The organism is Asticcacaulis excentricus CB 48 (assembly GCF_000175215.2).
GTDB classification, from domain to species: Bacteria; Pseudomonadota; Alphaproteobacteria; order Caulobacterales; family Caulobacteraceae; genus Asticcacaulis; species Asticcacaulis excentricus.
Genome location: NC_014816.1, coordinates 763,832 through 776,017, shown reverse-complemented (window position 1 = coordinate 776,017; position 12,186 = coordinate 763,832). Strand labels below are relative to the sequence as shown.

Below are 12,186 nucleotides of genomic sequence, written 5' to 3'. Positions count from 1 at the left end.
ATAGAGATAATTGTCCCAGGGATTTACAATATAGGCCTCATAATCGTCGATTTCTGCCTAGCGGTAGTTTTATCTCTTATCCCCTCAACACGTGGTCAAGCGAAATGGTGGTGGCTGGCTTTCGGGATTGTCTTGCTGGTCTCGTTCCCTGTTTGCATGGCAACCGCAACTTTAAGCCACGTCATTCAGTCTTAAATTACAAAAACCCACCACTTGATCTCCGAAAATCCGAAGAAACTACCGCCAAGCGCCGGTCGTGTCCCACCGGGCGGTCGTGACGCCACCTCGGCCGCTGCCTCAGTGGCGGCTTGATTGGAATGATTTCCTTGGAACACATTCCAATCTAATGCTCAGATGCGGTTGGCGTCGGGCTGAGTAAGCCTACGGAAATTCATCCAGAACAGGATGGCCCCCAGAGGGATGGACAGAAGGATAATCAACGGCTGATAGAGGCTTAGACTGAAACGTGACGGCGGCAGGTTGGCGCTGAACAGGTTTAGTGCCATGCGCCCTTCCAGCCAGTTGAAACTCATCAGCCCTACCCCCAACAGGATCAGGCCGATCCACACAAAACGCCAGCGCACGCGCGGGGCGGCGATGCAGATAAACAAGGTCACCGCACAGAAGATCAGGTTGATGACCGCCAGCCCCAAAAGGGCATAGTGTTCGATGCTCTGCCCGCTAAGGCGGAAGGCCGTGCGTTCAAACAAAGAGGCGCGGTAGGTATTTACGTTGAAACCCGCCACCGCCTGCGTCGCGGAGCCCGGTTCGACCGTCACGGTGGCAATGATCCAGCGGTCGGAAAATTCGTACTCTAGCGCCACAAACACGAAACGCTTGCCGCTCAGATCGCGCACCATATAGCCCACAGGCTGGATATTGCGAGGAGCTTCCTGCGGCAGATAGAGATAGACGCGCTCCATGATAAGATCGAAATTGGCGTCGATATAGTCGTTGTTGATATGAGCACGCACAGCCGGCGTGTCACGCGTCTGCATTAGGGCGACAAAATCCTTCGACTGCCCCACCTCCGGCTCCAGCCGCGCCAATTCCCGCGACAGGCGCTCAGCGCGCTGACGCTGATCCAGCGTGCCGCCCAGCACATAGAGCTGGCTGACCAGCAGCATCAGGCTCAGAATCGCACCAATAATTTTCCGGAACAGACCCATCTACCCACCCGTTAACCTTTTTAGTGTTGGCACGAGCGGGGGCTTCGCAAAAGCCCTTTTTACGGTTTTTGGCGGATGGGCGGCAAAGCGTTGCAAATATCCACCGCTCCGGCCGACACCGCGAAGAAATCGTCCTTGCGGTTGGCGCGGGCCTTTACCCAGGCCGTAAAGGTCGGGCTTAGCGTATCGAGATACTGAAAAGACGGACGCTCCGTGGACGGAAGATCAGCAGCGATGCGCACGGACACGATCTTTGTACGCTCTGCTTCAGCCTTATAGAAACCTAGGGCCTCTGTGCCACGTGGACGGGCACTCAGGGCGTCCATGCCCGACACGACGCGCCCGGCCATGGCAAGATTACGATCAAGATGGCGCGGCGCGTGTCCGATAATGGCGTAAAGCTGCGATGAGGAGCCCGTATCCGGGTTGAGGCCGCGCGCCACACCGACCATGCCGTAACAATGCGGCAACCACTGCACATGACCGTCCGTCGCCACCGGCCACCCATCCAGGTGCCCGACCTGAGCTGCATAGGCGTCACGATACGGTAGGGGCCGGAAAGCTTCGGACAGGGGCTGTTCATACTCCGCAGGGGGCTCGGACTTTACGGCCACCGGGTATTTGGGTTCCGGCTCGTCGGGCCAGCCCCATTGGCTGACATAATTGTCCTGCGAGCGAATAATGGCCGATCCGTCCCACCACCTAGCGCGGGCGAAGGCGCGGACATTCGCCACGTGCTGCGGCGAAAAAGTCGAGGCCAGTTGCACCACCACCTTCGACCCGTCGGCCAGCATCATGACCATCAGGTCTTCGTCCGGGATATCCTTCCATGCGGTCGAAGGCGCGCTCTCAAGCACGGATGAAGGGGTAACAGGCTTGTCTTGCGCTGACGCCTGCGTGGCGACGACAGCTAGAAAAACGGCAAAGCTCAGTCTTCGCATGGTCATGCGTGCGTCCCCTTTGATAACGGCAGAAACCTTATCCCGCTCCCGGTTGACCGCAAGTGGAAAAATCATGGGATTTGCTGTTGCATTTTGCGACGACTAAAGTCGAATAGCCGCCGGGGCAGGGCTGTTTTACGCTCCTCCTCTGATCTTCCGCACCAGAAGGAAGACAAGCAAGCGGCTGAAGGACAAAAAACGGCAGGCCGAAAAGATAACAGGAAGGACGACGCGAAATGAGTTCCGACGAGGTCTATCGTCGTATTTACGACAATCCCAAATTTCAGGCATTGGTCAAAAAGCGGGGGCGTTTTGCCTGGACGCTGTCGGCCCTCATGCTGCTGGCCTATTACGGCTTTGTCTGCCTTATCGCCTTCGACCCGAAGCTTTTGGGGACGCGCATCCAGCCAGACGCGGTCCTCACCTGGGGCATTCCGGGCGGCATCGGCCTGATCCTGCTGTGCTTCATCCTCACCGGCATCTATGTGCAGCGCGCCAATGGAGAATTTGACCGCGAAGTGCGCCAGATCCTTGAGGAGGCCGGGCAATGAAGGAGTTCTCATTTAGCTGGCGCGCCCTGTTCGCGGCGGCCCTGATCAGCGCGGTCCCGGCCATGGTGCTGGCCGATTCCGTCAATGGCGAGGTGCACAAGCAACCCACCAACTACATCGCCATAGCCATGTTCCTCGCCTTTATCCTCCTGACGCTGGGCATCACCAAATGGGCGTCGGCGCGCTCGGCCTCGACCAAAGACTATTATACCGCTGGCGGCAAGATAACCGGCTTTCAAAACGGTCTGGCCATCGCGGGTGACTACATGTCGGCCGCCTCGTTTCTGGGCATTTCGGCCCAAGTCTTTACCTCTGGCTTTGACGGCCTGATCTATTCCATCGGCTTCCTCGTCGGCTGGCCCATCATCCTGTTCCTAATGGCAGAACGGTTGCGCAATCTAGGCAAGTTCACCTTCTCGGACGTGGCCTCCTACCGTCTGGGGCAAAAGCCGATCCGCTTCTTGTCAGCCCTGTCCTCACTAACGGTCGTGGCCTTCTACTTGATTGCGCAGATGGTCGGCGCGGGCAAGCTGATCCAGCTTCTGTTCGGGCTCGACTACCTGATCGCTGTGGTGCTGGTGGGCGTGCTGATGGTGCTCTATGTGCTGTTCGGCGGGATGCTGGCCACCACCTGGGTGCAGATCATCAAGGCCGTCCTGCTTTTGTCCGGTGCCACCTTCATGGCGGTGATGGTGCTGAAATCGGTCAATTTCGACTTTTCTGCGCTTTTTGAAAAGGCCGTCGAAGTGCACCCCAAGGGCGATGCCATCATGGCCCCCGGTGTGTTGATTAGTGATCCGATCTCGGCCATTTCGCTGGGTCTGGCCCTGATGTTCGGCACCGCCGGTCTGCCGCATATCCTAATGCGCTTCTTCACCGTCAGTGACGCCAAAGAAGCGCGCAAATCGGTCTTCTACGCCACGGGTTTCATCGGCTATTTCTACATCCTGACCTTCGTCATTGGCTTCGGGGCCATTCTGCTGGTCGGCACGAACCCTGCCTTTAAGGACGCGGCGGGTGAGCTTCTGGGCGGGTCGAACATGGCGGCGGTACACCTTGCCAAGGCCGTGGGCGGCGACTTCTTCCTAGGCTTCATCTCAGCCGTCGCCTTTGCCACCATTCTGGCCGTCGTGGCCGGTCTGGCTCTGGCCGGGGCCTCCGCAGTGGCGCTCGACCTCTATACACACGTCCTGCGCGGCGGTAACGTCAATGAAAAGGCCCAGATGGCGGTTTCCAAGGGTGCGGTCATAGTGCTCGGTCTCGTGGCCATCGTCCTCGGTATCGTGTTTGAAAAGCAGAACATCGCCTTCATGGTGGGACTGGCCTTCTCGGTGGCGGCGGCGACCAACTTCCCCATCCTGTTCCTCAGCATGTACTGGTCGAAGCTAACGACGCGCGGGGCCGTCATCGGAGGGGCCATGGGTCTGATCACGGCCCTGACGCTCACCGTTCTGAGCCCGACTGTATGGGTCGATGTGCTGCACCATCAAACCGCCATCTTCCCTTACAAATATCCTGCCCTGTTCGCCATGATCGCCGCCTTTGTGGGGATCTGGCTGTTCTCGGTGACTGACACCTCCGCCAAGGCCAAGGCCGAGCGCGAGAAGTTCTTCGCCCAGTTCGTCCGCTCGCAGACGGGGCTTGGGGCTTCGGGAGCCGTGGATCACTAAATCGGTGTTCGAGTAAGCGTTTGCGCACAGCCTGGCCGCTCCCACCCCGGAGCGGCCTTTTCTTTATACCGCGCTGGGGTTCTGACGGGCGCGGGCTTCAGCCACCGCTTGAACCATATCCTCGCGGCTCTGGAATGCGCCCGGATAGACAGCATTGCCAATAACAAAAGACGGCGTGCCGCGGAAACCAAAGCCCATGGCCTGCGCGTCGTTGCGAAGCAAAAGCGCCTCATAGGCCCCGGCCTTTTCGCGATAGGCCGCCAGTGCCGACGCCGGCGTTAGACCGATCGCAGACAGGGCGGCAAACACATCACCCTTACTCAACTGACTGCCCGTCGCCATCAGGGCCAGATGCACCTCGAGATACCGCCCCAGCGCCTGCGCGCCCAGGGCCACCTGCGCCGCATAGTGCGAGCCTTCGCCGAAGATGATCCAGTCGCGCATGACCAACCGAATCTGACCGTCCTTCGCGACCACATCGAGCAGCAGCGGGTGCATCCGCTTACAGACGCCGCACTGATAATCGAAATACTCAACGATGGTCACATCGCCCTGCGGATTGCCCAACACCGGCACCAGCGGATCATAGTGCACTTCAGGGAGCTTCGGCACAGGTGCCGGCTCTTGCGCCAGAGCGGGTTTCGCCAGAATGGCCGGGGCGGCGGCAAGCAGATGACGACGGGAAATCATGGACGCGGACGCTCCTGCACGGCGGGAATAACAACGGTAACTGGGATATAGCACAGGCCGTCTTCCTGACAGCCGCGGTAGGTGAGCCGAACCGGCCCGGCATGGTTCAGCGAAGCCCTCGCCGTGCCGTAATAGACCTCGGTCGGCCCGAAGGTCGGGTCGGGTCTTATCCGCCCGGCAGACGTTTTGACGGGCAACGAACGCCCACTGGTGTCCTTGGCTTCGATGTGGACGCGGTAGAGATAATAGCCCTTCGGCATCCGCCAGTTCAACCACACCTGATCGCCGCGCCGTTCCCAACTGAGCGCAAAGGCCTTGTCCGGCGGTAAGGGCGCTTCCCGCGCCGACGCGGAGGTCAGCACCAGCGGCAGGCATAGAAAAAGGGACATGACGCGCATGTCCCTGTCTCTATCAGCCCGGTTGTTGCCTGACTAGCTCTTGGGCGCAAACAGCTTTGCCACCTCGGCCTTCTCAGCGTCTGTCAACTGAGACTGGATCGACTTGAGCGCGGCTGTGGCGTTTTCATGCCCGTGCACACGCGCGGCCATAAACCACACATAGGCCTTGACGAGATCCTTCGGGCCGCCCTCCCCCTTGGTGTGCATCACGGCCAGGTTAAAGGCCGCGTCCGCCTGCCCATTGCGGGCGGCCACCTCAAACCATTGACGCGCCGCCACATCGTCCTTGGGCAAGAGGCCACCTTGATAGAAGTAGGTGCCGATGGCGTTCTGAGCGTCCGGATTGCCGCCGACCGCCGCCTCTTTATAGAAAACCAGCGCCTTTTGCGGGTCGGCCGCGACGCCTTCGCCGCTGTCGTAGGCGACGGCGATCTTGTACATGGCGCCCGGATGTTTGGCCTTGGCCGCTTCACGAAACCAGCCCAGCGCCGTATTGGGATCGGCCTTGACGCTGCCTTCGCCATATTCAAGGATCTGCCCCACGGCATACTGCGCCGGGGCATAGCCGTACTTGGCGGCTTCGCTATAGTTTTTATAGGCCTTGTTCAGGTCCTTCGGCACGCCATTGCCGTAGTAGTAGATGTCGCCAACGATCTTTGAGGCCGGAATGAAGCCAATGGAGGCGGCCTTTTCAAACCATTTCAGCGCCTCTTTCGGATCGCGCGGTACGCCGAAACCGGTCAGATATATCTTGGCCAGCGTCATGGTCGCTTCGGCCCGCGTTTCCATATAGTCCGGATTTTTGGGATCAAACGGATGCGGACGGCGCATGTTTACCGGCTGTTCGGCCACCTTGCGGAACCAAAAAATGGCGTCCTTGGGGCTTTTGGGCGTGCCGAGCCCTTCGAGATACATCCGGGCGATATAGAAGGCCGCGTCCTCATAACCGATCTTGTTATAGGCTGTTTTGAACATGGCCAGCGCTTCGGGGTACTTCTTTTGATCGAAGAAGTCGAAGGCCTGATAAATGGACTTGTCATTTCGCAGGATGGTCGCGCGTCCGGCGGCAAAACGGCGATCGGTATCGGTACAGCCTCCTGTGCCCGTCTCTGACCCCGACTCATCTGTGCTGCGGTCCTGACGGTCAAAGAAGCCCGTTGTGCCGCTCTCCCGCGATGCGTCGCCCAAGGGGCTGTTTTCGCTGAAATTATTGGGGTCGTTGATATCGTAAGTGCCGGTCGTTTCGCGAATGTAGTCGGCAATGTAGTCCGAGCTGCCGTCACTGCCGATAAACCCGCACGATGAGGCGCTGCGGGTATCGATGCGCATATTCTGCTCAGGGATACTGCTCTTTCTTTTGAGGAAGACCGTGACGTCGGTCACCTCTTCCGCCGGGGCAGCTGAAGCGGAGGTCGAGGGCTTCGTTTCCGCCGGCTTCGCCGTCGACTGCGCCCAGACGCTCAATGGCGTGGCCACCAAAACGAGCGCACACATACTGGCGTGGAACTTCGCAATGCCCTGACGCATCGTCTCCCCCCTCTTTCCCTGTAATAGGCCTTATGTAGCCAATGATTATGTTGATACGGCGCAAAGGCCGCATATCCTGCGCCGAATAATGAACTTCGCGCAATTTGCGTCAAGTTCAATCGTCAATTGTACGATCTTATTTGCGCGAACGCGGCTATCCGAACACGGCCTTTAGGATCGCGCTGGTGCGCTTGGCCGGGTCGGTGCGGATGGCCGTCTCTTCGGTGCCGACATAGTGGAACAAGCCCCCCAGCGCCTTGCCCACAGCAAATTCGCTCAAATAGACCTTGGGCTCTTTCTTAATATAGCCATTCAGCCCGTTGCGCTTGATGGCGCGATCCAGCGCCTGCACCGCTCCCGTATCCTGCAAAGCGGTTTCAATCGGCGGCGTGAACAGGGTGGTTAGGCGCGGCGTCGTCGCCTTTTGCAAATACTGCGTGCCGGAGTTCGGGCCGCCTTTGACGATCCCGATGGCATCCTTAATGGTCAGGGCCTTGATGGCGTCGATTAACAAGCCTTTCGCCACGGGCGCGGCGGCTTCGGCGGCACGGTTCATCTTCAGGTGCACGTCATCGAGCGCCCCGGACAGGCCCAGCGGCTTCAACGTCCGCTGTACCTTCGACAGGGTGTCAGGCAGCGGAATACGAATCAGGCTGTCACCCCAATAGCCATCCGTCTTTGCCACTCGCGTCACCGCGGCGGCGGCCCCCAGCGACAGGGCTTCTCGCAAGCCGCTGTCGGCCTGCGATGAGGTCAGCCCGCCTTTGGAAGCCGTTACGGCCTTGATCACCTTCGACAGATCGCTCTCGGCGGCCGCCTGCGTGGTCCACCCTGCCGAAATCAGTGCCGCTATCACAAAACGCCGGTCCATCGTCGTGCTCCCCATGGCTTTGGTTAACGATACGATGGCGCAGGTGACTTGGGAATGAAAAAGCTACTTCCGCAGCAAACTCACATCGCGCACCGCGCCGGTGTCAGCGCTGGTGACCATGGCCGCATAAGCCTGAAGCGCCGCCGAAACGTAACGTTCGCGGTTTTTCGGCGTATAGGCGTCGGTGCCGCGCGCCTCTTCCCTCTCGCGACGCTCAGCAATAACGGCATCGGAAACCGCCAGCTTAATCGTCCGTTCCGGGATGTTGATTTCGATGGTGTCGCCGTCTTCGACCAAAGCGATCAGACCGCCCTGCGCCGCTTCGGGTGAAGCGTGACCGATCGACAGGCCCGACGTGCCGCCGGAGAAACGCCCGTCGGTCAGGAGCGCGCATTTCTTGCCCAGCCCCTTCGATTTCAGGTAGGAGGTGGGGTAGAGCATTTCCTGCATCCCCGGCCCGCCGCGCGGCCCTTCGTAGCGGATGATCACCACTTCTCCCGGCTGCACCTGATTATTGAGGATGCCTTGTGTGGCGTCTTCCTGTGACTCAAACACGCGCGCCTTGCCTGTAAAGCGCCAGATCTCTTCATCAACACCCGCCGTTTTCACGATGCAGCCATTTTCGGCGATGTTGCCGTACAATACGGCCAGACCGCCGTCTTTGGTGAAGGCGTGCTCGACCGAGCGGATGACACCTGTCTGACGGTTTGAGTCCAGCTCGTCCCAGCGGCGTTCCTGAGAAAATGCGACTGTCGTGCGCACCCCGCCCGGCGCCGCCTTGAAGAAGGTGGCCACGCGCTCATCGTTTGATTGTTTGATGTCCCAGTGGGCAATGGCTGAAGCGAGCGTTGGCGCGTGCACGGTCGGCACTTCCCCGTGCAACATGCCGCCGCGATGAAGTTCACCGAGAATACCGACAATGCCCCCGGCGCGGTGCACGTCTTCGATATGCACGCTCGACGTGGCCGGGGCCACCTTGCACAGGCATGGGGTGGTGCGCGACAAGCGGTCGATGTCCTTCATGGTGAAGTTGACCCCCGCCTCCTGTGCCGCCGCCAGCAGGTGCAGCACGGTGTTGGTCGAACCGCCCATGGCGATGTCGAGGCGGATCGCGTTTTCAAAAGCCTCAAAGGTGGCGATCGAGCGCGGCAGTACCGAAGCGTCGTCCGTGTCATAATAACGACGCGTGATCTCGACGATCAGACGCCCGGCTTCACAGAACAGGGCCTTTCGGTCGGCATGGGTAGCCAGAGTTGTGCCGTTACCCGGTAAAGACAGACCCAAAGCCTCAGTCAGGCAGTTCATTGAATTGGCGGTAAACATGCCCGAGCAGGAACCGCAGGTCGGGCAGGCGGCCTCTTCGACCGCCTTGACTTGCTCATCCGATATCGAGTCGTCGGCGGCCTGCACCATGGCATCGACCAGATCGAGCGCGTGGGTACGCTGCACGCCGTCCTTGTCCGGCCACACCACCTTGCCAGCCTCCATCGGCCCGCCAGACACGAAAATGCACGGGATGTTGAGGCGCATAGCGGCCATCAGCATCCCCGGCGTGATCTTGTCGCAGTTACTAATGCAGACCATGGCGTCGGCGCAGTGAGCATTGACCATATATTCCACGCTGTCAGCGATCAGGTCGCGCGAGGGCAGCGAATAGAGCATACCGCCGTGGCCCATGGCGATACCGTCATCGACGGCGATGGTGTTGAACTCCTTGGCGACGCCGCCGGCCTTTTCGATTTCGCGCGCCACCATCTGGCCCAGTTCTTTCAGGTGGACGTGGCCGGGCACGAACTGTGTGAAGGAATTGACCACCGCGATGATGGGTTTCGAGAAGTCGGCATCGGTCATCCCGGTCGCCCGCCAAAGCGCCCGTGCGCCCGCCATGTTGCGGCCGAAAGTCGTGGTGCGTGAGCGATAGGCGGGCATGGGAACCTCAGAAGCAGTGCTGGGGGAAATAGGCACGGATGGTCGTGTGACGTGTGGCCATATAAAACGAACAAGACGAATTGCAACAGCACCTCAGGGGCCCGCAAACCTTCGCAGGCGCAGCCGACATTTTTTTGCTCCTGCGAAACTGTTGCGCAAAGCCCGCCGGTTGAGGGGGAATTTTTTCAGAGAAACCGCATACCCAAAAAATATTTTCAAAATATGGCGCTTTTTCACTACGTTTCACCTGATAAATTCCACCATTCGCCTGCTAAAGAAATTTTTTTTCAATTTTGCCTTTGCAATTGGCAGAGGTTTCAGTCTATATGACCCCACGACGCGGCCACGGTGGCCCGCCGAATGGAGACGCTCAAGGTGCGCAAGGCTGTTGCCATCGCTGCCCGCATGGATGTTCAAGGCGCTGCCCTGAACCTATCCGCTGCTGCGTCCGCCATTATCGTAGTCCTGATTAACCTACTCATCGTAGGCGTACTTCTACGCCCTATGATCACGGAGTGGTAGCGCAGGTCTGAAACCCGCCTAACGAGGAATAACCATCCTCCCGCTCCCTGACCAGAGCGGGCTTTTTTGTACATGCCTGCTTCCAAACCCCACCCAGTATCCGCGTAAAACCCTAAAAACCGAGATTTCGCCATGAACGCTCACGCTCGCATCATCGACCCGGCCGCTTTACCCTCCTCGAATTTCGTGATTTTGCACGGCTCGCTGTCGCCGGAAGGCTGCGTGATGACGGGTGGGGGTTTTGAGCGCGACCCACACGAAGCCCGCGCCCGTGTCTTCGCCATGGAATCCGACGCCATTGCCGCTATTCAGCAAGGCCGCGTCGCGCACGGTGAGGCCATCGTCATCGCGGCGGCGGACGAGGCGGAAATGACGGCTATCTTCGGGGCGATCATAGAGGTTGGTCTGCGCGACATCAGCCTCATCTCCAACGGGCGTTTTGCCGCCGCATCGGAAGGGATTGTCGTTGGCCATGTCGGCAAGGCGATCCGCTACGTCCAGAATTTCGACACCATCACCATCGACATCAAGAACCGCCGCCTCGACATCGACGCCGACATGGTGGCGCGCCGGGCGGATGGGCCGCGCGATGTAAAGGTCAAGAACGGCTTTGCCCCGATGGGCAAGTACGCGGCCCTCATGGCAGAAGCCGACGCCGCTCAGGCCTGATCTCTCTTTCCTTTTTTCTTTCAAAGCGACCGGCAAAGCCGGCACTCAATGGAGCCTCCCAAGTGAAAATCTATACCAATGACGACGTTTCGCCGGACAGCCTGAAGGGCGAACGCATCGCCATTATCGGCTACGGGTCGCAAGGCCGCGCCCACGCCCAGAACCTGAAAGAGTCAGGCGCGGACGTGATCGTCGGCGTGCGCGCTGGCGGTGCGGGTCACACCAAGGCGACGGCCGACGGTCTCGCCACGGCGGAAATCAAAGACGCCGTGAAGGACGCCACCATCATCGCGCTTCTGACGCCGGACATGTCGCACGCCGACATCTACAAGAACGACATCGAGCCCTATGCCCCCAAGGGTGCGGCGCTCCTGTTCGCCCATGGCTTCTCGGTTCTCTATGGCCGCGTTACCGCCCGTGAAGACCTCGACGTCATCCTCGTCGCCCCGAAGGGTCCGGGTGACCTCGTGCGTCGTGAATATCAACGCGGCCGCGGCGTGCCATCGCTGTTCGCCGTGGATCGTGACGTCACCGGTCAGGCGGCGCGCAAGGCGCTGGGCTATGCCCGCGGCATCGGTGGCACCGTCGGCGGCGTGATCGAAACCTCGTTCCGCGAGGAAACCGAAACCGACCTGTTCGGCGAACAGGCCGTTCTGTGCGGCGGTACGTCGGAACTGATTCTGATGGGTTTTGAGACGCTGACCAATGCCGGTTACCGTCCGGAAATCGCCTATTTCGAAGTGCTGCACGAACTGAAGCTGATCGTCGATCTGCTGTATGAAGGCGGCCTCGAAAAGATGCACTCCTTCGTGTCGGAAACCTGCAAGTACGGCGACCTCGTGTCGGGTCCGCGCATCATCAACGAAGAAACCCGTGAGCGCATGGAAGAAGTGCTCAACGACATCCAGTCGGGTGACTTCGCGCGCGACTGGATCCTCGAAAACATGGCCGGTCGTCCGCGCTACAACGCCCTGATGCGTCAGGACCTTGAGCATCCCATCGAAACCGTCGGTCGTGACCTGCGTTCGCGCATGTCGTGGCTGAACCAAAAGGGTAACGGCTAAAAAAGTACCCCTCCGTCACGCCGCTGTTGCGGAGCGACACCTCCCCACTTCGCAGGGAGGAGAGAGCGCAAACGTCTTCCTCCCCAGCGCGTAAGTGGTGGGGAGGCGACAGCCCGAAGGGCTGACGGAGGGGGATTTCTCGCTACCAAACAAGACCAAGCGGTCAATCCGCACCCCAACACCGA

Annotated in this window: 11 protein-coding genes; 4 read left to right on the top strand and 7 right to left on the bottom strand. The window is 59.7% G+C overall.

The features are described 5' to 3' along the window. Positions 1-350: 350 nt before the first annotated feature. Together ASTEX_RS03590 and ASTEX_RS03585 are read right to left on the bottom strand one after the other, a co-directional pair. On the bottom strand, positions 351-1,169 hold the full coding sequence (locus ASTEX_RS03590; RefSeq protein WP_013478244.1) for a hypothetical protein: 819 nt from the start codon (positions 1,167-1,169) through the stop codon (positions 351-353). A 59-nt stretch (positions 1,170-1,228) separates the two neighbouring features. Next, the gene (locus tag ASTEX_RS03585) at positions 1,229-2,116 is read right to left on the bottom strand and encodes a peptidylprolyl isomerase (protein ID WP_013478243.1); all 888 of its coding nucleotides are present in this window, start codon (positions 2,114-2,116) and stop codon (positions 1,229-1,231) included. 230 nt (positions 2,117-2,346) lie between these two features. Here ASTEX_RS03585 and ASTEX_RS03580 point away from each other — a divergent pair, with 230 nt between their 5' ends. Beyond that, positions 2,347-2,661 (top strand): DUF485 domain-containing protein, encoded by a 315-nt coding sequence (locus ASTEX_RS03580; protein WP_013478242.1) that lies wholly within the window; start codon positions 2,347-2,349, stop codon positions 2,659-2,661. Continuing rightward, a complete protein-coding gene (locus ASTEX_RS03575; RefSeq protein ID WP_013478241.1) occupies positions 2,658-4,331 on the top strand; it encodes a cation acetate symporter in 1,674 nt (557 codons plus the stop codon). Before ASTEX_RS03580 ends, ASTEX_RS03575 begins: the two co-directional genes overlap by 4 nt. A gap of 63 nt (positions 4,332-4,394) precedes the next feature. On the opposite strand, the gene ASTEX_RS03570 is transcribed toward ASTEX_RS03575, so the two are convergent. From ASTEX_RS03570 to ilvD, 5 genes are all read right to left on the bottom strand, one after another. Then, positions 4,395-5,021 carry a DsbA family protein gene (locus tag ASTEX_RS03570; protein WP_013478240.1) on the bottom strand — a complete coding sequence of 209 codons (627 nt, stop codon included), beginning with the start codon at positions 5,019-5,021 and terminating at the stop codon, positions 4,395-4,397. Beyond that, positions 5,018-5,410 (bottom strand): protein-disulfide reductase DsbD N-terminal domain-containing protein, encoded by a 393-nt coding sequence (locus ASTEX_RS03565; protein ID WP_168148057.1) that lies wholly within the window; start codon positions 5,408-5,410, stop codon positions 5,018-5,020. The genes ASTEX_RS03570 and ASTEX_RS03565 overlap by 4 nt, the downstream gene beginning before the upstream one ends. Before the next feature lie 42 nt (positions 5,411-5,452). After that, the gene (locus ASTEX_RS03560; protein WP_013478238.1) at positions 5,453-6,946 is read right to left on the bottom strand and encodes an SEL1-like repeat protein; all 1,494 of its coding nucleotides are present in this window, start codon (positions 6,944-6,946) and stop codon (positions 5,453-5,455) included. Positions 6,947-7,100: 154 nt separating this feature from the next. Further along, positions 7,101-7,817 (bottom strand): DUF4197 domain-containing protein, encoded by a 717-nt coding sequence (locus tag ASTEX_RS03555; protein WP_013478237.1) that lies wholly within the window; start codon positions 7,815-7,817, stop codon positions 7,101-7,103. Positions 7,818-7,880: 63 nt separating this feature from the next. Next, positions 7,881-9,746, bottom strand: coding sequence for a dihydroxy-acid dehydratase (gene ilvD / locus ASTEX_RS03550; RefSeq protein WP_013478236.1), 1,866 nt, complete (start codon positions 9,744-9,746; stop codon positions 7,881-7,883). Between the two features lie 654 nt (positions 9,747-10,400). Between ilvD and ASTEX_RS03545 the strand changes: the two genes are divergently transcribed. Together ASTEX_RS03545 and ilvC are read left to right on the top strand one after the other, a co-directional pair. After that, complete coding sequence (locus ASTEX_RS03545; RefSeq protein WP_041658494.1) at positions 10,401-10,937, top strand: IlvD/Edd family dehydratase; 537 nt, start codon at positions 10,401-10,403, stop codon at positions 10,935-10,937. A 62-nt stretch (positions 10,938-10,999) separates the two neighbouring features. After that, positions 11,000-12,001: a ketol-acid reductoisomerase gene (gene ilvC / locus ASTEX_RS03540; protein ID WP_013478234.1), complete on the top strand. Its 1,002-nt coding sequence runs from the start codon at positions 11,000-11,002 to the stop codon at positions 11,999-12,001. The last annotated feature ends 185 nt before the right edge of the window (positions 12,002-12,186 follow it).